The organism is Mesorhizobium sp. USDA 4413 (assembly GCF_056280365.1).
This window is the reverse complement of the sequence record NZ_JBVPRP010000001.1, coordinates 625,843-645,505: the sequence shown is the minus strand read 5'-3', so window position 1 is coordinate 645,505 and position 19,663 is coordinate 625,843. Positions and strand designations below refer to the sequence as shown.

Annotated in this window: 25 protein-coding genes and 1 pseudogene; 14 read left to right on the top strand and 12 right to left on the bottom strand. The window is 64.6% G+C overall.

Features of this window, described 5'->3' with window-relative positions; genetic code table 11:
• Positions 1-18 precede the first annotated feature (18 nt).
• The gene (locus ACVMIM_RS03305; protein WP_476110388.1) at positions 19-1,185 is read left to right on the top strand and encodes an NAD(P)/FAD-dependent oxidoreductase; all 1,167 of its coding nucleotides are present in this window, start codon (positions 19-21) and stop codon (positions 1,183-1,185) included.
• Here ACVMIM_RS03305 and ACVMIM_RS03300 read toward each other — a convergent pair.
• The 5 genes from ACVMIM_RS03300 to ACVMIM_RS03280 all read right to left on the bottom strand — a co-directional run bounded on the left by ACVMIM_RS03300 (position 1,104) and on the right by ACVMIM_RS03280 (position 3,776).
• Positions 1,104-1,913, bottom strand: coding sequence for a DUF72 domain-containing protein (locus ACVMIM_RS03300; protein WP_476110386.1), 810 nt, complete (start codon positions 1,911-1,913; stop codon positions 1,104-1,106). The two genes, ACVMIM_RS03305 and ACVMIM_RS03300, sit on opposite strands and share 82 nt — an antisense overlap.
• A 42-nt stretch (positions 1,914-1,955) precedes the next feature.
• The gene (locus tag ACVMIM_RS03295) at positions 1,956-2,441 is read right to left on the bottom strand and encodes an SRPBCC family protein (RefSeq protein WP_476110384.1); all 486 of its coding nucleotides are present in this window, start codon (positions 2,439-2,441) and stop codon (positions 1,956-1,958) included.
• Between the two features lie 44 nt (positions 2,442-2,485).
• Positions 2,486-2,935 carry an SRPBCC family protein gene (locus tag ACVMIM_RS03290; RefSeq protein ID WP_041000478.1) on the bottom strand — a complete coding sequence of 150 codons (450 nt, stop codon included), beginning with the start codon at positions 2,933-2,935 and terminating at the stop codon, positions 2,486-2,488.
• On the bottom strand, positions 2,932-3,252 hold the full coding sequence (locus tag ACVMIM_RS03285; RefSeq protein WP_476110382.1) for an ArsR/SmtB family transcription factor: 321 nt from the start codon (positions 3,250-3,252) through the stop codon (positions 2,932-2,934). Before ACVMIM_RS03285 ends, ACVMIM_RS03290 begins: the two co-directional genes overlap by 4 nt.
• A gap of 98 nt (positions 3,253-3,350) precedes the next feature.
• The gene (locus ACVMIM_RS03280) at positions 3,351-3,776 is read right to left on the bottom strand and encodes a GNAT family N-acetyltransferase (protein WP_041000475.1); all 426 of its coding nucleotides are present in this window, start codon (positions 3,774-3,776) and stop codon (positions 3,351-3,353) included.
• Between the two features lie 187 nt (positions 3,777-3,963).
• Between ACVMIM_RS03280 and leuD the strand changes: the two genes are divergently transcribed.
• From leuD to ACVMIM_RS03245, 7 genes are all read left to right on the top strand, one after another.
• On the top strand, positions 3,964-4,569 hold the full coding sequence (gene leuD / locus ACVMIM_RS03275; RefSeq protein WP_041000473.1) for a 3-isopropylmalate dehydratase small subunit: 606 nt from the start codon (positions 3,964-3,966) through the stop codon (positions 4,567-4,569).
• A gap of 65 nt (positions 4,570-4,634) precedes the next feature.
• On the top strand, positions 4,635-5,552 hold the full coding sequence (locus ACVMIM_RS03270) for a hypothetical protein (protein ID WP_476110380.1): 918 nt from the start codon (positions 4,635-4,637) through the stop codon (positions 5,550-5,552).
• A gap of 332 nt (positions 5,553-5,884) precedes the next feature.
• Complete coding sequence (locus ACVMIM_RS03265; RefSeq protein ID WP_320309239.1) at positions 5,885-6,268, top strand: RidA family protein; 384 nt, start codon at positions 5,885-5,887, stop codon at positions 6,266-6,268.
• A 62-nt stretch (positions 6,269-6,330) separates the two neighbouring features.
• Entirely contained in the window at positions 6,331-6,681 is a 351-nt protein-coding gene (locus tag ACVMIM_RS03260; RefSeq protein WP_476117082.1) for a VOC family protein, read from the top strand.
• Between the two features lie 375 nt (positions 6,682-7,056).
• Positions 7,057-8,160 (top strand): 3-isopropylmalate dehydrogenase, encoded by a 1,104-nt coding sequence (gene leuB / locus ACVMIM_RS03255; RefSeq protein WP_041000467.1) that lies wholly within the window; start codon positions 7,057-7,059, stop codon positions 8,158-8,160.
• 4 nt (positions 8,161-8,164) lie between these two features.
• Positions 8,165-8,407, top strand: a complete 243-nt coding sequence (locus ACVMIM_RS03250) for a hypothetical protein (RefSeq protein ID WP_476110377.1) — start codon at positions 8,165-8,167, stop codon at positions 8,405-8,407.
• On the top strand, positions 8,407-8,646 hold the full coding sequence (locus ACVMIM_RS03245; protein WP_476110376.1) for a GNAT family N-acetyltransferase: 240 nt from the start codon (positions 8,407-8,409) through the stop codon (positions 8,644-8,646). Before ACVMIM_RS03250 ends, ACVMIM_RS03245 begins: the two co-directional genes overlap by 1 nt.
• Here ACVMIM_RS03245 and ACVMIM_RS03240 read toward each other — a convergent pair.
• Positions 8,636-9,292, bottom strand: coding sequence for a DUF805 domain-containing protein (locus ACVMIM_RS03240; protein WP_476110374.1), 657 nt, complete (start codon positions 9,290-9,292; stop codon positions 8,636-8,638). The genes ACVMIM_RS03245 and ACVMIM_RS03240 overlap by 11 nt on opposite strands.
• Before the next feature lie 142 nt (positions 9,293-9,434).
• Positions 9,435-11,276 carry a DEAD/DEAH box helicase gene (locus ACVMIM_RS03235; protein WP_476110372.1) on the bottom strand — a complete coding sequence of 614 codons (1,842 nt, stop codon included), beginning with the start codon at positions 11,274-11,276 and terminating at the stop codon, positions 9,435-9,437.
• Positions 11,277-11,738: 462 nt separating this feature from the next.
• Here ACVMIM_RS03235 and ACVMIM_RS03230 point away from each other — a divergent pair, with 462 nt between their 5' ends.
• Positions 11,739-12,773: an aspartate-semialdehyde dehydrogenase gene (locus ACVMIM_RS03230; RefSeq protein WP_041000460.1), complete on the top strand. Its 1,035-nt coding sequence runs from the start codon at positions 11,739-11,741 to the stop codon at positions 12,771-12,773.
• Positions 12,774-12,916: 143 nt separating this feature from the next.
• Here ACVMIM_RS03230 and ACVMIM_RS03225 read toward each other — a convergent pair whose 3' ends face one another.
• Positions 12,917-13,324 carry an ACT domain-containing protein gene (locus tag ACVMIM_RS03225; RefSeq protein ID WP_476110370.1) on the bottom strand — a complete coding sequence of 136 codons (408 nt, stop codon included), beginning with the start codon at positions 13,322-13,324 and terminating at the stop codon, positions 12,917-12,919.
• Positions 13,325-13,480: 156 nt separating this feature from the next.
• On the opposite strand from ACVMIM_RS03225, the gene ACVMIM_RS03220 reads away from it, so the two are divergent.
• The 5 genes from ACVMIM_RS03220 to ACVMIM_RS03200 all read left to right on the top strand — a co-directional run bounded on the left by ACVMIM_RS03220 (position 13,481) and on the right by ACVMIM_RS03200 (position 15,856).
• Positions 13,481-14,035 carry a bestrophin family protein gene (locus tag ACVMIM_RS03220; RefSeq protein WP_476110368.1) on the top strand — a complete coding sequence of 185 codons (555 nt, stop codon included), beginning with the start codon at positions 13,481-13,483 and terminating at the stop codon, positions 14,033-14,035.
• Positions 14,013-14,387 carry a bestrophin family protein gene (locus tag ACVMIM_RS03215; RefSeq protein WP_476117080.1) on the top strand — a complete coding sequence of 125 codons (375 nt, stop codon included), beginning with the start codon at positions 14,013-14,015 and terminating at the stop codon, positions 14,385-14,387. Before ACVMIM_RS03220 ends, ACVMIM_RS03215 begins: the two co-directional genes overlap by 23 nt.
• Before the next feature lie 110 nt (positions 14,388-14,497).
• Positions 14,498-14,908 (top strand): DoxX family protein, encoded by a 411-nt coding sequence (locus ACVMIM_RS03210; protein WP_476110367.1) that lies wholly within the window; start codon positions 14,498-14,500, stop codon positions 14,906-14,908.
• A gap of 9 nt (positions 14,909-14,917) precedes the next feature.
• Positions 14,918-15,445 (top strand): SRPBCC family protein, encoded by a 528-nt coding sequence (locus tag ACVMIM_RS03205; protein WP_476110365.1) that lies wholly within the window; start codon positions 14,918-14,920, stop codon positions 15,443-15,445.
• A gap of 147 nt (positions 15,446-15,592) precedes the next feature.
• Positions 15,593-15,856, top strand: a complete 264-nt coding sequence (locus tag ACVMIM_RS03200) for a YMGG-like glycine zipper-containing protein (RefSeq protein WP_041000450.1) — start codon at positions 15,593-15,595, stop codon at positions 15,854-15,856.
• Positions 15,857-15,921: 65 nt separating this feature from the next.
• Here the strand turns inward: ACVMIM_RS03200 and rpsP are convergent, their stop codons facing one another.
• The 4 genes and pseudogenes from rpsP to ACVMIM_RS03180 form a co-directional block, all read right to left on the bottom strand.
• Entirely contained in the window at positions 15,922-16,323 is a 402-nt protein-coding gene (rpsP, locus tag ACVMIM_RS03195; RefSeq protein ID WP_041000448.1) for a 30S ribosomal protein S16, read from the bottom strand.
• A gap of 57 nt (positions 16,324-16,380) precedes the next feature.
• The gene (locus tag ACVMIM_RS03190) at positions 16,381-16,707 is read right to left on the bottom strand and encodes a chorismate mutase (RefSeq protein WP_476110362.1); all 327 of its coding nucleotides are present in this window, start codon (positions 16,705-16,707) and stop codon (positions 16,381-16,383) included.
• A 7-nt stretch (positions 16,708-16,714) separates the two neighbouring features.
• Positions 16,715-18,308, bottom strand: a pseudogene (gene ffh / locus ACVMIM_RS03185) (signal recognition particle protein).
• Positions 18,309-18,593: 285 nt separating this feature from the next.
• Complete coding sequence (locus tag ACVMIM_RS03180) at positions 18,594-19,544, bottom strand: lysostaphin resistance A-like protein (RefSeq protein WP_476110360.1); 951 nt, start codon at positions 19,542-19,544, stop codon at positions 18,594-18,596.
• Positions 19,545-19,663 lie beyond the last annotated feature (119 nt).

Genomic DNA, 19,663 nt, shown 5'->3' with positions numbered 1-19,663 from the left:
CGCCCAATTGGAGAAAAAATGCGCTACGACATCGTCATCATCGGCGGAGCCATTGTCGGGTCCTCGGTCGCCTACTATTTGCGCGAGGAAGGCTTTACCGGCTCCGTCGCGCTGATCGAGCGCGATCCGCAGTTTTCCCACGCGGCGACGACCTTGTCCCTCGCCTCGATCCGCCAGCAATTTTCGATCCCGGAAAATATCCGCCTGTCGCAGTTCACGCTGAAACTGTTCCGCCGGCTGAAGGAGACGTTCGGCGCCGATGCCGATATCGGCTTTCGCGAGGGCGGCTATCTGATCCTCGCCGGCGAGGCTGGCCTGCCGATCCTCAAGGCCAATCACGAGACGCAGGTCGCCGAGGGCGCCGATATCCTGCTCGAGGACGCCGGGCAATTGGCGCGCCGCTTCCCATGGCTGTCGGTCGAAGATGTTTCCGCAGGCGCCTTTGGCCGCAGCGGCGAGGGCTGGTTCGACGCGCATGCGCTGCTGACGCTGTTCCGCAAGGCGCTGCGCGACAAGAAGATCGATTTCATCACGGCTTCCGCCGCCGGCATCAAACGCGAGGGCAACCGCGTGACCAGTGTGTCGCTCGACAATGGCGAGACGCTCGAAGCGGGTATCATCGTCAACGCTGCCGGGCCGAACGCCGGCAAGGTGGCGGCTTTTGCCGGGCTCAAGCTGCCGGTCGAGCCGCGCAAGCGCAACGTCTTCGTCTTCGAGGCGCGCGAGAAATATGCCGACATGCCGCTCCTGGTCGATCCGTCGGGCATCTATGTGCGGCCGGAGGGCTCGGTCTACCTCACCGGCGGCGCTGAGCCGGAGGAAGGCGATGTCGCGCCCGACCCGACGGATTTCGACGTCAACTGGCCGCTGTTCGAAGAGGTGATCTGGCCGACCTTGGCCACCCGCATCCCGGCCTTCGAGGCAATCAAGCCGACGCGCGCCTGGGTCGGGCATTACGATTACAACACGCTCGACCAGAACGCGGTGATCGGGCCGCATCCGGAGGTCGAGAACTTCCTGTTCGCCAACGGCTTCTCCGGCCACGGCCTGCAGCAGGCGCCGGCGGTGGGTAAATCGCTCGCCGAGCTCATCGTGCATGGCGGCTACCGCACGGTGGACTGTACGGCGTTCGGATATCGTCGTGTGGCAGAAGGAAGGGCGTTCCGGGAGTTGAACGTCATCTGACGCATAATCGCATCGACCGACAACGCGTTGCCGAGCGCATGCCCGCGCCCCGTATTGTCGAAAATGCACCACACCTCAGTGGCGGACGCGCCCGCGTCAGCGAGTTGGGCACTGATCTCCAACAGCCGGCCGGCCTCATAGTCTGAAAAATAGACATGCGGCGCGCCATGAAAGCGGAAATAGGCGAGCTCATGCCAGCCGCCGGGCGCGGAAGCGCCGGAAACTGGGGCGGGGTCCGCCGCCACGCGCCCGACACGAAGGCGGCTCAGCAAAGCATCCGCTCCCGGCTCGAACCAACTGGCGTGACGCGGTTCGCAGACCAAGCGGCAGTCGGTCTTATCGCGGAACGAGGCGAAGAACTTTCTGGCTATCTGGCTGTCGAATTGCAGGCTGGGCGGCAGTTGGACCAGGAGGGCGGACAGCTTTTCACCGAGACCTCTGACCTCACCTATGAATGCATCCAAAATATCCTGGCAATCTTCCAGGCGGCGCTCATGGGTCGCGGCTTTGGGGATTTTAACAGAGAACCGAAAATCATCCGGGACCGAGCGCGCCCAGCGCTCATATGTTTCGCGCTGATGCGGTTTGTAGAACGAGGAGTTGATCTCCACAACAGGAAGACGCGAAGCGTAACGCTGCAATTGCGAGCCTGTCGCCGGAACAGAGGACCTGTGCGCTGCCGGTATGGTCCACCCGGCTGTTCCGATAAAAGGTTTGTTTTCGGCCATGTCCACAATCTGGATAGGCGCGCCTGCAGGTCAAGGCGGAGCTCAGGCAGCGAGGCGGCAGCCCAGATGTGCCTGTAGCCAGCCGAGCACGCGCGCCCAGCCTTCGGCGTGCTCCGCCGCGGCGTCCGGGAAGCCGGCGAAGCCGCCATGGCAGATGATGAGCCGCGTGCCGTCGTCGATCGGCTCAAGCAGGTAAGCGGCCGTCGTTTCATGACGGCCGAGCGTCGGATGCTCCCAGTCGTAGCGCCGCGTCTGCACGATGCGGCGCGGCGTTTCGATTTCGAGGAATTTTCCGCTGGCGGGCAGGCGCCTGCCGTCGGCGGTCCGCACCGTGACGCGCCAGCTTCCGCCGGCGCGGAGATCGGCCGCCCAACCGGTCATGCAGTAGGTCTCGGGCGAACCCCACCAGCGTTCGACCTCCTTGGTGACGAGTGCCGCTATCACCTCGTCCGGCGAGACGGGAAGCTCCGCCGACGCCATGACCGTGTCGGCATTCGCCATGGCTTGCGGCGAGGACAAGTGAAGCATCTAACCAACCTTTGCTAGAAATCGTCTCGCATCCGAAACGAAAGTCAACCCTTCGACGGCGGGCGCTCGAAACCCTTGCCGGTTTCGAGCAGGCTCTTCAGACTCGCCAGCACCAGCGGCCAGCCCTTGGAGACGTTCGGGATCAGCCTGTGCGGGCCGTCGGCCTCGTGGATGACGGCGAGCTTCATCAATTCGCCGTCCGGCTCAATGGTGAAGGTGCAGCGCGTGTAGCCGTCCTCCTTCACCTCGGGCAGCCATTCGTTGCGCCATTTGATGACGAGGCGTTTCGGCGGGTCGATCTCGAGGATCTCGCCCGAGTCGGCGACGCGCCCGTCGGGGAAGACCAGCTTCCAGCTCGAGCCGACCTTCCAGTCACTCTCCTGGTAGGAGCAGAGGAAGAACTGCCGGTTGAATTCCGGATCGGTCAGCGCTTGCCAAAGCTTCTCGGGCGTCGTGCGGATATAGGTGACATAGACAAAGCTGTTCTCGCTCACGGCTCTTCCCTTTCAAGGCGTTGCTTCAGGTCGCTCAATGCACTGAGCCGATGGCGCTCGAACTTGCCGATCCAGCGCTCGGCGATCTCGTTGATCGGAACGGGGTTGAGATAGTGCTCCTTCTCGCGGCCCCGGCGCATGGTGGTGACGAGATTCGCCTCCTCGAGGATCGCCAGGTGCTTGGTCACCGCCTGGCGCGTCATATCCATGTGCTCGCAGAGCGCGTTCAGCGTCTGCCCGTTCCGGGCATAGAGGCTGTCCAGCAATTGCCGGCGGGTCGGGTCGGCCAAAGCGCGAAAGACGGCATCCATGCTCATGACTTTAATATGCAACCATTTGGTTGCATGTCAAGCGATGAGGCGGAAAAAGATTTGGCCCGCTGGCGCGGAACGGCGCGATTAACGTGCGGAGGCGGTCAGAGCTTGCGGGAGAACCAGAAGGCGTCGGGCATGCGCGTCATGCCGATGCGCTCGTAAAAGCCGACGGCGTCGGGCATCGAGATCAGGCTGATGGCGACAGAAGGGCCGAGCCGGCGCTGCGCCTCGTCCATCAGGCCCTTGCCGACGCCCAGCCTTTGCGCGGCCTTCGAGACGGCGAGCTCGGAGATATAGCAGACCCAGGAGAAGTCGGTGACGCCGCGCGCGACGCCGACAAGCGGCTCGCCCTCGATGTCAAGGCGCGCCGTCAGCACCAGGCTGGCATTGCCGAGCATCGCCCTCAGGCGGGCTTCGTCATCGACGGGGCGTGTTTTGCCGAGGCCCGACTCCACCAGCACGCGGCGGAATTCGGCGACATCGAGGGCGGGCTCGCTGGCGTAAAGGACTTTGGAAGGATCGGCCATGGCCGCAGACTGCACCAGCCGGCCAGGATTTCGAAGCCCTTTTTGAGGCGTTCCGGCTCCGGTCCGCGCGCCCTGCCGCTATTGGCCCAAGGGCAGCGCACGAACAGTTGCCTTTCATTTGCCGCCGGCTTTGTGTAAACCGTCCGGCAAATTCCCCGCAAGCCAAGAAGAAGACGGGCAGGTATCCATGGATAAATTCACCAAGCTCACCGGCGTCGCCGCGCCCATGCCGATCGTCAATGTCGACACCGACATGATCATCCCGAAGGATTATCTCAAAACGATCAAGCGCACCGGTCTCGGCACCGGCCTGTTCGCCGAGATGCGCTACAATGAGGACGGCTCGGAGAACCCGGATTTCGTGCTCAACAAGCCGGCCTACCGCAAGGCGCAGATCCTGGTGGCCGGCGACAATTTCGGCTGCGGCTCGAGCCGCGAGCATGCGCCATGGGCGCTGCTCGATTTCGGCATACGCTGCGTGATCTCGACCTCGTTCGCCGACATCTTTTACAACAACTGCTTCAAGAACGGCATCCTGCCGATCACGGTCAGCCCGGAAGACCTCGACAAGCTGATGGACGACGCCTCGCGCGGCTCCAACGCGACGCTGTCGATCGACCTCGAGGCCAAGGAAATCCGCGGGCCGGATGGCGGCGTGGTCAAATTCGACCTCGACGACTTCAAGCGCCATTGCCTGCTGAATGGCCTCGACGACATCGGGCTCACCATGGAGAAGGCCGGCGCCATCGCGTCCTTCGAGAAGAAGAATGCCGAGCTGCGCCCCTGGGCCTGAGCGATCCGAACTTATAACCCGGCCATCGCAGGTCGGGTTCGTGGCGGCTGAATGGAGGGACAATCATGACACGTTCGCTTCTGACCGCCGGCGCCACGGTGGCTATCCTTCTCGCCACGATCGGCGCCAATGCGCAGACCACCGCGCCGGCCGCGCAGACGACACCCGCCGCGTCCGATCAAGGCGCGGCCGGCCAGGGCAGCGACCAGGCCGGGTCGGATGAAGACAAGCAGGCGCCGATCCCGTTCGAGGGCGGACAGCTCACCATCACGCAGCCGGAGCAGGACGGCGAGAAAGTGCTGTCCTATGACGGCAAGCAGCTTGCCAGCAATTACGACGTCTTCTTCGACAAGATCGTCAAGATCGGCGACGTCAACGTCGCGCTGGTCGATGTCGGCGACGGCGGCAATCAGTGCGGGCCGGCCAAGGTCATCGTCTGGAAGAAGGACGGCCAGATCCAGACCACCACGGTCGAGCAGGACGAATGCGGCGCGCCGCCGGCCGCCGTCTCCGACAGCGCCATCTATTTCGTGCCCTATCTGCTGCCGGGCGAGTCCAAGCCGGCGCTGCAATGGTCGCCCACGGAAGGGCTGACGACCTCCGGCAACCTGACCTACACGCCGGAGCCGGGCACCGGCTGGAAGGATGTCGATCCGTCGAAATACGACAACATCATCGACGCCTTCCACAACGCGGCCGTCTACAAGGCCGGGCAGGCGCTGCTGGGCGACGACATGCCCGACATGGCGACCAGCCTTCTGGTCGGCGGCGGCACCGAAAAGACGGCGTCCGGCGCCTTCTACGCCACCGGCTGCGTGCCGCATGACTGCGGCGGCAATGACGGCTTCATGGCGGTCGATCCGGGCAAGCAGAAAGTCTATTTCGCCCGCCGCGGCGACAATGGCGAGCCGCAGGCCTGGCCGCCGATGAAGGACTGGCCGGACGATATCAAGAAGGCCTATGACGACGCGCGGGGAAATTAGGGCGCATCGCGACGACTATCCTTGCCTTCGTCATTCTAGGGCGGAGCGACGCGTAGCGGAGCGCAGACCCTAGAATCCATGCCATGCCCGTTGCCGTAGAGCGCGAGGGCCCAGAATTCTGCACGGTTGGCGGCGCCTTGGCGTAACGGCATGGATTCCAGGGTCTGTGCGCGTCGCTTCGTTCCTTGCTCCGCCCTGGAATGAGGAAGGGGGGAAGCCGCAGCCGAATCTCTGAGGCCCGCGCCAGCCTTCCTGACAATGCTCCGCCGGGCTTGGCCCACGACCACACCGTCTTCTCCTGCTAGACGATGACAACCAAAGCGAGGCACCCCATGCGCAAGCTCATCTCCACCGGCTCCCCCTTCGAGAAAACCGCAGGCTATTCGCGTGCGGTGGTGCAGGGCGACTGGTGCTTTGTCTCCGGCACGACCGGCTACGACTATGCCACCATGACCATGCCCGACACGGTCGAGGCGCAGACGCGAAACTGCCTCGCCACCATCGCCAAGGCTCTTTCCGACGGCGGCTTCGACATGGCCGATGTGGTGCGGGCGCATTACTACATCACCGACCAGGCTTTCGTTGACGTGGTCTTCCCGATCCTCGGCGAGGCGTTCGGCGACATTCGCCCGGCGGCGACGATGATCGTGTGCCAGCTCAACAAGCCGGAAATGAAGATCGAGATCGAGGTGACGGCGCTGCGACGCACGGCATAAGGGTGGCCGTATAGCAAATGCGGAGGGCTCCCGGGACACGCAAAGGCAAGGAACGGCTCATGGTGAAGGTTAGGCGCATCGTCGCCAATATCGAAACACGCGACATCGCCGCGGCCAAGCGCTTTTACCAAGATGTGCTTGGACTTGATGTTCTCATGGATCAAGGCTGGATCCTCACTTGCGGCTCGGCCGAGACAATGACGGTGCAGGTGAGCTTCATGGCCGAGGGCGGATCGGGCACGCCTGTGCCGGACCTGTCGATCGAGGTCGACGATGTGGACGCGGCGCTCGATGCCATGAAGGCCGCCGGCTTCGCCATCGAATACGGCCCGGCGGACGAGCCTTGGGGCGTGCGCCGCTTCTATGTACGCGACCCGTTCGGCCGGCTGGTGAATATTTTGGCGCATCGGTAGGTGTGCACACATTTCCAAGCGTCTGGTCTTTGGCCATGGCAGCTTGGCGCATGCATTGTCCAATGTAGCGCTGGTCGACCCCCACTCCGTCTCGGCTTCGCCGAGCCACCTCTCCCCCGATCGACGGGGTAGAGGAAAGGCGCCAAGCCTTTTGCCGTCAACGCTCGTCCAGCAGCGCTCCCTTCCTTTCCTCCGGAGGGGGAAAGGTGGCGCTGCGAAGCAGCGACGGATTGGGGGAACCGCGTGGAAATCAAGCCTCGGCCTGATCAGTCACGCCTGACGAACCTCGCAATGCCCAGTCGTCCTCTTGCGCGCAGCCCGCTTGGCGTTTAGCAAAAGCCGCGATTTCTCCAAACTCTCATCGGACGGTTCTCCATGGCTTCGAAAAATCTCTTCCTGCTCGCCGGCGACGGCATCGGCCCCGAGGCCATGGCCGAGGTGAAGAAGCTGATCAAGGCCATGAACGACAAGCTCGGCAGCGGCTTTACCACCGACGAGGGGCTGGTCGGCGGCTGCGCTTATGACGCGCATGGCGCGGCGATCTCGGACGCCGACATGGCAAAAGCAATGGCTGCGGATGCCGTGCTGTTCGGCGCGGTCGGCGGACCGAAATGGGATGCGGTGCCTTACGAGGTGCGCCCCGAGGCCGGGCTTTTGCGCCTGCGCAAAGATATGGAGCTGTTCGCCAATCTCAGGCCCGCGATCTGCTATCCGGCGCTGGCTGCCTCTTCCTCACTGAAGCAGGAGGTGGTCGAAGGCCTCGATATCTTGATCGTGCGCGAGCTTACCGGCGGCGTCTATTTCGGCGAGCCGAAGCAGATCATCGATCTCGGCAACGGCCAGAAGCGCGGCATCGACACCCAGGTCTACGACACGTTCGAGATCGAGCGCATCTCGGGCGTCGCCTTCGAGCTGGCGCGGACACGCCGGAATCACGTCACCTCGATGGAAAAGCGCAACGTCATGAAGTCGGGCGTCTTGTGGAACGAGGTGGTTAGCCAGACGCACAAGGCCAAATACAGCGACGTCAAGCTCGACCATATGCTGGCGGACGCCGGCGGCATGCAGTTGGTGCGCTGGCCGAAGCAGTTCGACGTCATCGTCACCGACAATCTGTTCGGCGACATGCTGTCCGACATCGCCGCCATGCTGACCGGCTCGATCGGCATGCTGCCGTCCGCCTCGCTCGGCGCGCCGGATGCCAAGACCAAGAAGCGCAAGGCGCTCTACGAGCCGGTGCACGGCTCGGCGCCCGACATCGCCGGCAAGGGCATCGCCAACCCGATCGCGATGATCGCCTCCTTCGCCATGTGCCTGCGCTATTCCTTCGGCATGGTCGCCGAAGCCGACAAGCTCGAAGCTGCCATCGCCGCCGTGCTGGATGACGGTCTGCGCACCAAGGACATCATGTCCGAAGGCAAAACCGAGGTGGGCACGGTTGATATGGGCGATGCCATCATCGCCAAGTTCCTCGGCTGACCCCATGGCTGACGAGGCGGCGGTCGACGTTCGCTGGGCGACGACCCAGGACGCCGAAGCGCTCGCCACTGTGCTTTGCGCGATGGCGGTGCACTACCGCCAGGCGCCGCTCGATCACAGCCGGGCGGCGGCCACGGCCCGGCAGTGGCTGAGCGAAGAGAGCCCGGCCTATCCGCATTTCGCCTTGAGGTGGCCGGCCTCGCCTCGGTGGCCATCGCGCACCCCGGCATCGATCTCGAAAGGCTGATGTTCCTGAAGGATCTGTTCGTGCGCGACAGCGCCCGCGACAAGGGCGTCGGCCGCGCGCTGGTCGGCTTTCTCGCCGGCTATTGCGTCAGCAAAGGCATCGGCCGCATCGACCTCATGACCGAAGACTGGAACGAGGGCGCGTTGCGCTTCTACGACCGGCTTGGCGCCGAGCGCCACGGCCAGAAGGTCTTTCTGCGGCTGCCGAAAGCAGCGCTGAACAGAGTCGCTAGAACCTGACGCCGACCTGTGTCGGCCCCCATCGGTTCTCCCCGAATTGTGAAGCTAGAAGTCCGAAGATCAGAAAGGCCACGGCTCCGAAAGCCGGGATGTAGCAAAGCAAGGCAAGCCAGCCGGTCAGCCCGATGTCGTGCAGACGCCGCACGACGACTGCGATCGACGGCAGGATTGCTGCCAGCACGAAAAGCAGGGCAGGAATGTACCCGATCGACGTCCTTGGGCCGTCATCGAAACCACTTATCGCCAGGTTGAGCAGGATGCCGAAACCGAACAGCGCGACGAGCACGATGTAGAACCACAGATAGAACGCCCAAAACTCCTTACGGCGCGCCCGGCCGGTGAGATTTCGGTAGTCGTCGCCGAGCGCACGTAGAAAATAAGCCCACAGTCCCGTGGAGCTGGCGGAATGGCGTTGGGCGATGCGGCCGCGCTGTTCCGGATTGCCGTTTGCCGGGAGCGAAGGTCGGCTCGCGGTTACGATGTCGTGTGCAGTCCCGTCGTCTGGCGTGAACTCGACCAGCAGACCTCTGGCGAGGGGCATGTCCTTTGTCAGGTCCTTGCGGCCGAAGATGTAGCGCTTGCCGTCAACGCCGTTAATGTAGCCGTAGTCGTGATCCTCGTCGTAGTGAAACACAGCGCCGCGCATTGACCCCCCCCTGCATCGCCTTCAAGGCTACCAATAGTTGCAGAGGAACGCAATGCACGCACAGCGCTAGATCGTGACACCGGCGAGGATAAGCCCCCATTTGTTCTTACTGCCGATGTCGGCGACAGCCGCGCAAGAATAGTCATACTGGCCGCTTCTTCGACTTCTTGTTTTTCATCGGCCCCAGCTTGTCGAACTTCGGCTTGCCAGGCTTCTTCACCCAAGATTTTGCCTCGCCAGCAGGCTGTTGCTCGCCCGGCGCCCGCTTCTCGAAACCGGCCGCCTTCTGGTCGAAAGGCCGCTTGCCGCGATGCGGCTTCTTCTCCGGCTTCGGTGGCTGGTAGCCGGCGCGCGACAGGTCCGGCGTGCCGTCGATCCGCCGGACCGCGATGCTGCCCTGCAGCTTGCGGTCGGGGCCGATCGCGGTGACGAACCGGTCGGCCCAGTCGGCGGCGATCTGCACGAAGGTCTCTTCCGGCTGCATCTTGATGGCGCCGATCTCGCGCTTGGACATGCCGGCGGTGCGGCACAGCATCGGGATCAGCCAGCGCGGCTCGGCATTCTGCCGGCGGCCGACCGAGAGCGAGAACCAGACGCTGTCGCCGAAGTCCTCGCGGCGCGCGGGTGTTTCCTCCCGGCGTGCGAACTTCTCCTTCGACGGCGCGAAGGGCGCGACGTCGATCAGGTCCTCGGGCGCCGACCGGCTGCCACGGCACAGCCGCACGAAGGCGGCGGCCACCAGCTCGGCGCCATGCCGCTCCAGGAGCGCCGCGGCGAAGTCGCGCTCCTCGTCCTTCACGGGCTCGCGAAAGGATGGGTCGGCCAGGATGCGCTCGTCGTCACGCCGCAGCACCTCGTCGGCCGAGGGTGGGCTCTCCCAGCTCGCGGTGAGACCCGCATTCGCAAGCAGCCGCTCGGTGCGCCGGCGGGCATTGCCCGGCACGATCAGCGCGCTGACGCCCTTGCGTCCGGCGCGGCCGGTGCGGCCGCTGCGGTGCAGCAGCGTCTCCGGGTTGCTCGGGAGGTCGGCATGGATGACGAGATCGAGATTGGGCAGGTCGATGCCGCGCGCCGCGACGTCCGTGGCGATGCAAACCTTGGCGCGGCCGTCGCGCATCGCCTGCAGGGCGTGGCTGCGCTCGTTCTGGCTGAGCTCGCCGGACAGCGCCACGACCGCGAAATTTCGGTTGTTGAAGCGCGCGGTGAGATGGTTCACCGCCGCGCGCGTGTTGCAGAACACCATCACGTTGGAGGCCTCGTAATAGCGCAGCACGTTGATGATAGCATTCTCGCGATCGGCGGGCGCGACGGAGAGCGCCCGGTACTCGATATCGAGATGCTGCTTTGCCTCGCCGCCGGCCGAGATGCGCACGGCGTCGCGCTGGTAGCTTTTGGCCAGCGTGGCGATGGCGCGCGGCACGGTGGCTGAAAACATCAGCGTGCGGCGGTCAGCGGGTGCCGCATCGAGGATGAATTCGAGGTCCTCGCGGAAACCGAGGTCGAGCATCTCGTCGGCTTCGTCGAGCACCACGGCTTTCAGCGCCGACAGGTCGAGCGCGCCGCGCGTGATGTGGTCGCGCAGCCGGCCAGGTGTGCCGACGACGATATGGGCGCCGCGCTCCAGCGCGCGCCGTTCGGTGCGCATGTCCATGCCGCCGACGCAGGAGGCGATCTCAGCGCCGGCCAGCGCGTAAAGCCATTCCAGCTCGCGCCGCACCTGCAGCGCCAGCTCGCGCGTCGGCGCCACCACCAGTCCCAGCGGCGCGCCGGCATTGGCGAAACGCTGAGCTTCGCCAAGCAGGGTCGGCGCCACGGCAAGGCCAAAGGCGACGGTCTTGCCGGATCCGGTCTGCGCCGACACCAGCGCGTCGGCTTCGCCGAGCTCCGGCCCCAGCACCGCCTTCTGCACCGGCGTCAACTCGACATAGCCGCGATCTCGCAGCGCCTGCGCCAGCGCAGGCACGATCGTTTCGAAACTGGACATTCTCTTCTTTCGGAATTCGGAGCTCAGTGCTCGTCGCGGAGCACAAGGCGGGCACCGCGCCAGCCAAAGAATATTTGCGGCGTTCCTACTTCCTGCGGCCGCCATTGTACAGGGCAAGCGGCACCGCCTTGCCCACAAGGGGGAAGGGGAGAGCAGCGCTTGCTGCCAATTGACTCTTCTGCCAAAGCGCGTAAAAGCCGGCAGCGAACGGGATCGTCTTCGATGCGCGGCCTTTTGATGGCTCTTCTTGCATTCGATGCCCCCAGCCACGATGCGGCGCATCGGGCGGGGCGGTTCGACGCGTCCGTCCGTTCCAGCAAAACTACGGCCAAAACCACCACCAAAACGGTGTGATTCCCTTGGCCTAACCACCCTCTCCCGGGAACGGCCCGGGGGACGAAACCCGCATGAGGCCAGCGGGTTTTCTCCAACAAGCAAGCGGAGAGGGACAGGAGATATCAGATGAGTTTCAAGGTTGCGGTAGTCGGCGCCACGGGCAATGTGGGCCGCGAAATGCTCAATATTCTGGACGAGCGCGGCTTCCCGGTGAGCGAGGTCGTGGCACTGGCCTCGCGGCGCAGCCAGGGCACCGAAGTGTCCTTCGGCGACCGCACGCTGAAGGTCAAGGCACTCGACACCTATGATTTTTCCGACACCGACCTCTGCGTGATGTCGGCCGGCGGCAACGTCTCCAAGGAATGGTCGCCCAAGATCGGCAAGCAGGGCTGCGTCGTCATCGATAATTCGTCGGCCTTCCGCTACGATCCGGACGTGCCGCTGATCGTGCCGGAGGTGAACCCGGACGCGGTCTCCCTGTTCTCGCGCAAGAACATCATCGCCAACCCGAACTGTTCGACCGCGCAGCTGGTCGTGGCGCTGAAGCCGCTGCATGACGTCGCCACCATCAAGCGCGTCGTCGTCGCCACCTATCAGTCGGTGTCGGGTGCCGGCAAGGAAGGCATGGACGAGCTCTTCACCCAGACCCGCGCGGTGTTCGTCGCCGACCAGGTCGACGTCAAGAAGTTCACCAAGCGCATCGCCTTCAACGTCATTCCGCATATCGACGTCTTCCTCGACGACGGCTTCACCAAGGAAGAGTGGAAGATGGTCGCCGAGACCAAGAAGATGCTCGACCCCAAGATCAAGCTGACGGCGACCTGCGTGCGCGTGCCGGTGTTCATCGGTCATTCGGAAGCGGTCAACATCGAGTTCGAGAAGCCGATCACGGCCGACGAGGCGCGCGAGATCCTGCGCGAGGCGCCCGGATGCCAGGTGCTCGATAAGCGCGAGAATGGCGGCTACATCACCCCGCTCGAATCGGCCGGCGAGGACGCCACCTTCATCTCGCGCATCCGCGAGGATTCGACCGTCGACAACGGGCTGTCGATGTGGGTCGTTTCCGACAATCTGCGCAAGGGCGCGGCGCTGAACGCCGTGCAGATCGCCGAGCTTTTGGTCGAGCGCGGCCTGATCCAGCCGAAGAAGAAGGCGGCTTAGTTCTCGCTCACGGGCCGTATCGCCGCTACCGCGGCGGGCCCTCCGCGGGGGCGCCGGACGACCGGCGGCCCGCGGTCGCGGGCTCGGCCTTTGGCCGGGGCGCCTTCCTTTTCCTCGGTTCTCTACGTGCTCAGGCGCTGAAGTCAGCCACCGTTTTCCGCCGCCAGCTGCTGCAGGATGGCGAGCGCTTCCTCCGCCCGCTCGGCCGGCACGAACAGGTGGTCGTGGTAGAAGGCTGAGACCGGATTGACGCCCATGCCGGCCGCCGCGAGCCGCTTGGTGATGGCGGCGAGGAAGCCGACGGCTTCCAGCGAGGAGTGGATGTCGAGCGTGATCATTCGGCAGCGGAACGTGCCGGCGAGGCCGGCCGCCTTCGCCTGGCTTTCGGCCAGGATCAGCGTCGTGCCCTCGCGCTCGACGAAGCGCATGACCGGCTCCGGCCCCTCCGGCAAGGCTGCGCCGGGCGGCAAGGTCGCGAAGACATAGACTTCCGGGCAAAGCAGCGGCGTCATCGATGCCAGCAACTTTTGCAGGTCCGTCTCGCCGCTCATGTCTCCTCCCCTTCGTGTGATGTTCCGCGACGTTCTCGACAGTCCTGCTCGAAACGTCAACGGTCCGGCGCCTGGACGACATGGCGATGTCGCTGGCGGCTGAGCCGCAAACCCGTTATCGCCGTAGAGACATAACGGCTCGCAAAGGTTCACCCGATGATCGTCCGCCCGCGCCCGACATTCCTGCAGCTGTTCTTCATCATGCGCGGCTCGGTGGTGCCGCGCATCCTGCCGCAGATTTTCGGCTTCGCCCTCTATTCGACGGTCATCCTGCTGCTCGCGCGGCACTTCCAGCTCGATCTCAGCGCCTTCAGCATCGCGCCTTTCGGGCTCGTCGGCGTGACGCTGTCGATCTATCTGTCGTTCCGCAACAACGCCGCCTATGACCGCTGGTGGGAGGCCCGCAAGCTCTGGGGCGCGCTGGTTTTCGAGATCCGCAATCTGGCGCGCGCCACCACCGGCCTGATCGGCGACCGCGCCGAGCAGCGCGCGCTTCTGATGGAAGCGCTTGCCTTCTGCCATCTCCTGCGCGGGCAATTGCGCCGGATCGACGGCACAAAGGACGCGCGCACTTTCATCGGCGACGAGGTCGACACGGTCGCCGCCCGCACCAACCCGGCCGACGACATGGTCCGCCGCATGGGCCGGCGCGCCCAATGCGCGGCGCGAGGCAGGCGCGCTCGATCCGATCGGTTTCCGCATCCTCGATGAACGGCTGGCCGCGATCGCCGCCATCCAGGCCGGCTGCGAGCGGATCGCCGGCACCCCCCTGCCCTTCGCCTATACGCTCCTGGTGCACCGCACGGCCTATGTCGTCTGCCTGCTCCTGCCGATCGGCCTGATCTCGACCACGGGCTGGGCGACGCCCCTGTTCACGGCGCTGATCGCCTATACCTTCTTCGGCCTCGACGCGCTGTCGGAAGAGCTCGAGGACCCATTCGGCGTCGAGGCCAACGACCTCGCGCTGGACGGGCTCTGCCGCGTCTGCGAGATCTCCGTGTTCGAGGCGCTGGACGAAACGCCGCCGACGATGATCGCGGCCGATAAATTTTACTTCTCGTAGCCACAGGCGCCCGAGGATGACGAAGGCGTGTAGGATCGCGGCATGTTCCTCCGTCCTTGGATCGAACCCGGCAAACAGCCGGCATTCGAAACCGTCAGGAGGGAACATCCATGAGCCTTTCCGAAGCCGTGCCTGTCTCGAACGGCGCCTTGTGGACGGGGCGCGCGCTCAGCGCCGTCGTCGTGCTGTTCATGATCTTCGATGGCGTCATCAAGCTGCCGCCGCTGGATATCGTCACCCGGACGATGACCGAACTCGGCTGGCCGGCGGACGCCAATGTCGCGCGCCTGATCGGGGTTATCGGGCTGATCTCGACCGCGCTTTACGCCATCCCGCGCACCTCGGTGCTCGGCGCCATCCTGCTTACCGCCTATATGGGCGGCGCGATTTCGACCCATGTGCGGATCGGCAACCCGCTGTTCTCGCACACGCTGTTCGGCGTCTATCTCGGCATTATCCTGTGGGGCGGGCTCTATCTGCGCGATGCGAGGGTGCGCGCGTTGATTCCGTTCTCACGATAGGGGGAGAAAATGCTCACCACCATCCTCGTCGTCCTGGCCGTCGTCATCGCCGCCGTGCTCGTCTATGCCGCGACACGGCCGAACGACTTCGTCGTCTCACGCTCGGCCGGCATCAAGGCGCCGGCCGAGGCGATCTTCCCGCTGATCAACGATTTCCGGCGCTGGCCGGAATGGTCGCCCTTCGAAAAGCTCGACCCCGGGATGCAGCGCACGCTGTCCGGCGCCGACAGCGGCAGGGGCGCGGTCTATGCCTGGGAAGGCAATTCCAAGGCCGGCAAGGGCCGCATGGAGATCACAAATTCAGAGCCGTCGTCGCAGGTCGCGCTCAAGCTCGATTTCGAAAAGCCGTTCCGAGCCAACAATACGGTCGACTTCTCGATCTCGCCGTCCGGCGAGTTCACCACGGTCACCTGGGGAATGCGCGGCACAAGGCCCTTCATCGCCAAGCTGATGGGCCTGTTCATGAATTTCGACGCGCTGATCGGCAGGGATTTCGAGGCCGGGCTCGACAATCTGAGACGCCTCGCCGAGCGGTAAAAATTACGCGATTTCAAAAAGTTGCTGCCCAGCGCCACAAATCTGACCGGCACATAGCCGGCCAATCTTCATCATCGCCGGGATCAATTTAGCTGTTCGTGAGTTTAGGGCATGGCGGCGAGGACGGCGCTTGAGAGAGGAACAGCAATGAAGAAAGCAATTACCATTCTGGTGCTGACGGTGGCCCTGGGCGCCTGCTCGCAAACGGAAAAGGGCGCGGCGGTCGGCGGCCTGGGCGGCGCGGCGGTCGGCGCGGCCGTCGCCAATGACCCGGTCGAGGGCGCAGTGGTCGGCGGCGCGGTCGGCGCAGTGGCCGGCGCGCTGATCGGCCATGCCAGCGAAAGCGGCAAGTGCCGCTATCGCGACCGCTATGGCCGCGTTTACATCGCAAGATGCCCGTCGGGATATTGAGGCAGCAAGCCGGCACAGAAAAACGGCGGGCCTGGCCCCGCCGTTTTTGTAAATGAAAGCCGTGATTACTCGGCGCTGGCGGCTTCAGCCTCGGCCGGCGCCGCGGTCGCAGCGGCAGCCGCCGCAGCGGCGTCTTCCTGCGCCTTCTTCAACAGGGCGGCGCGTTCCTGCGCCTTCTTGCCGGGCAGGGCCTTGGTCGGGTTCGAGCGGGCTTCGCGCTTGGCGATGCCGGCTTCGTCGAGGAAGCGCAGCACACGGTCGGTCGGCTGGGCGCCGTGCGACAGCCAGTGCTTGACGCGGTCGGCGTCGACCTTGACGCGCTCGCCGTCCTTCGGCAGCAGCGGGTTCCAGGAACCCAGTGCCTCGATGAAACGGCCGTCGCGCGGCGAACGGGCATCGGCAACGACGACGTGGTAGTAAGGACGCTTCTTCGAGCCCGCGCGGGCCAGTCTGATCTTCAGTGCCATTCTTTATCTCCTAAAAAGCTCTGATTTCGTTTGATGTTGTGGCTTCGGCTGATGCTGTTAGCCGGCTTTGGCAGCGCCGTTGTTGGCGGCGATCTGTTCGTGATGCCGGATCACTTCACGGACGACGAAGTTCAGGAACTTCTCCGCGAAATCCGGATCGAGGTTCGCATCCTTCGCCAGCTGGCGAAGGCGGGCGATCTGCTGCTGCTCGCGCGCCGGATCGGCGGGCGGCAGGCCATGCTCGGCCTTGAGCACGCCGACCGCCTTGGTGCAGCGGAAGCGCTCGGCCAGCATATGGATGAGGGCGGCGTCGATGTTGTCGATCGAAGCGCGGTAGCCGGCCAGGATGGCGCGTGCTTCGGCCATGTCTTTCTCCTCGTTCATCGCCCCCTCACTTCTTCTTGCCGAGGCCAGGGAGCCCGCCGCCGCCCAGACCGGGAAGACCCGGAAGCTTCATACCGCCGGGCAGGCCCGGCAGTCCGCCACCGCCGGGAAGTCCACCGGGCAAGCCGCCCGGCAGGCCCTTGCCGAGACCGGCGGCCCGCGCCTGCTTCTGCAGGGCCTCGAGCTGCTTGGGATCCATCTTGGACAGATCGGGCATGCCGCCGCCCTGCATCATGCCGCCAAGGCCCATCTTCGAGGCAAGGCCGCCCATCATGCCGCGCATGAGGCCGCCCCCTTTGCCCTTGCCGCCCATCGCCTTCATCATGTCGGCCATGCCGCGATGCATCTTCAAGAGCTTGTTGATCTCGGCAGCATCGGTGCCGGAGCCAGCGGCGATGCGCTTCTTGCGCGAGTGCTTCAGGATGTCGGGGTTCGCGCGCTCGGCCTTGGTCATCGAGGAGATGATGGCGAGCTGGCGGCGGAACATCTTGTCGTCGAAGCCGGCGGCGGCGAGCTGGTCCTTCATCTTGCCCATGCCGGGCATCATGCCCATGATACCGCCCATGCCGCCCATCTTCGACATCTGCTGAAGCTGCTGGGCAAGGTCGTTCAGGTCGAACTTGCCCGACTGCATCTTCTTCGCCATCGCCGCCGCCTGCTCGGCGTCGATGGTCTCGGCGGCCTTCTCGACCAAGCTGACAATGTCGCCCATGCCGAGGATGCGGTCGGCGATGCGCTTGGGGTGGAATTCCTCCAGCCCGTCCATCTTCTCGCCGGTGCCGATGAGCTTGATCGGCTTGCCGGTGACGGCGCGCATCGAAAGCGCCGCACCACCGCGGCCGTCGCCGTCCATGCGGGTGAGCACCAGGCCGGTGATGCCGACCCGCTCGTCGAAGCTTTTCGCCAGGTTCACGGCATCCTGGCCAGTCAGCGAGTCGGCGACCAGCAGGATTTCGTGCGGGCTCGACACCTTCTTGATGTCGGCCATCTCGACCATCAGGGGCTCGTCGATATGGGTACGGCCGGCGGTGTCGAGGATGACCACGTCATGGCCGCCGAGCCTGGCGGCCTGCACGGCGCGCCTGGCGATGTCGACCGGGCTCTGGCCGGCGATGATCGGCAGGGTCGCGACCTTGGTCTGCTCGCCAAGCTGGCGCAGCTGCTCTTGCGCGGCAGGACGCCGCGTGTCGAGCGAGGCCATCAGGACCTTCTTGTTCTGCCGCTCGGTCAGCCGCTTGGCGATCTTGGCCGAGGTGGTCGTCTTCCCGGAGCCCTTGCAGGCCGACCATCATGACGACGACAGGCGCCGGCGCGTTGAGATCGATGGCGACGCCCTCGGCGCCGAGCATCTCGACCAGCTCGTCATGGACGATCTTGACGACCATCTGTCCGGGCTTGATCGACTTCAGCACCGCGGCGCCGACCGCCTTCTCGCGCACCTTGTCGGTAAAGGAGCGAACCACTTCCAGCGCGACGTCGGCCTCGAGCAGCGCGCGGCGCACCTCGCGAAGTGCCGCCGAGACATCCGCCTCGGACAGCGCGCCGCGGCCGGTCAGGCCGTTCAGGATGGAGCCAAGACGCTCCTGGAGGGATTCAAACATCTGCGGTCCTTGATCTCGGTGGGTTCGACCGAGAGGTAGTGCGTTCGCGCCGGGGCGCCAAGCAAAAGCGCAAAGCCAAAAAGCACCCGGGGGCGCATCGCGCTGCCGGGTGTTGGCCTCCGGGATCTCTTTACAGCACTCGCCTCAAAGGGGCTTCGGCGTCCTGGTCGGCTTTCGCGAAAGGGTTACTCGTCGCGGAATTCGAGGCGTCTAGAACAGGAAATCGGCCTTGGAGTCAAGGCTTGGGCCCAAACCTAGGCCAAAACGCCGCGATCGGGGGATCGCTCAGCCCAGGCTTTGCGTGCTCGTCCCGACCCGCAGCGGCGAGCGCCGGTGCAAAAGCAAAAGCATCGTCAAGAGGGTGCTGACGACGCCGATCGCGGCGATGAGCACAGCGTCCAGATTGCTCCAGCCTGGACCTTCGAGCGGCTTGGCGTTGAGCAGGGCGAAGCCATTATAGCCTTCCTGATGCGAGATCAGCAGGAAACCGGTGAGGTTGTTGCCGAGATGGGCGCCGAAACCGGCGCCCAGATTGCCGGTGACATAGACGAGCAGCGTCAGCAGCAGCGCAAAGGTGCCGATCGAGATGAAGACACTGGCATTGATGGCCAGCGTCGAGGCCGAGTTCCAGTGCAGCGACGTGAACAGCAGGCCCGGCAGCACCGCCCAGACCAGCGGGCTCCTGAAGCGACAGGCGAGGCCGCGCAGCAGATAGCCGCGAAACAGCATTTCCTCCGACGAGGTCTGCAGGAAAGCGAGCAGCACGATCGGAACAAGGAAGAGCAGCCAGGACGACAACGCGATCGGTCCGCGCGCGATCTCCGGCTGCAGCCAATAGAGCAGTACCTCCGAAAACAGCGAGGTGATCAGCACCGCGACCAGGCCCTTGAGGAAATCCGAGCCGGCGACGCGGCGGGTGACGCCGAAGAGGGCGGACAGCGGCTCGCCATGCAGGAAGCGCATCGCCACCCAGAGACCGATCCAGATGCCGGCGAAGGAGGTCAGGGCGCTCAAGATTCCGACGGGCGATGCCAGGAAATCCTGCATGTACTGTCCGGTCGACGGTCCGGGAAGGCGCCAGACGATATAGACATAGGTTCCGGCAAACAGCACGAGAGCCGTCATCGCCATCCAGAAGGCGACGACGATTTCCGTGCCGAAGAACAGGCGCGGCAAATTGGTCTTTTCGTTCGGCGAGCGGCGATAGCCCTCGAAGGCGGCATTCTCGATCGTCACGCGGCTCCCCTGCCGGAGGCTTAGGCTGAATGAAATAGGAGATCGGTAGTTACCGCGCGATTACCGCCCACGCGGGTTGCCATATGCCGAGTGAAAAACGGCCGCCATCGCTGGCGGCC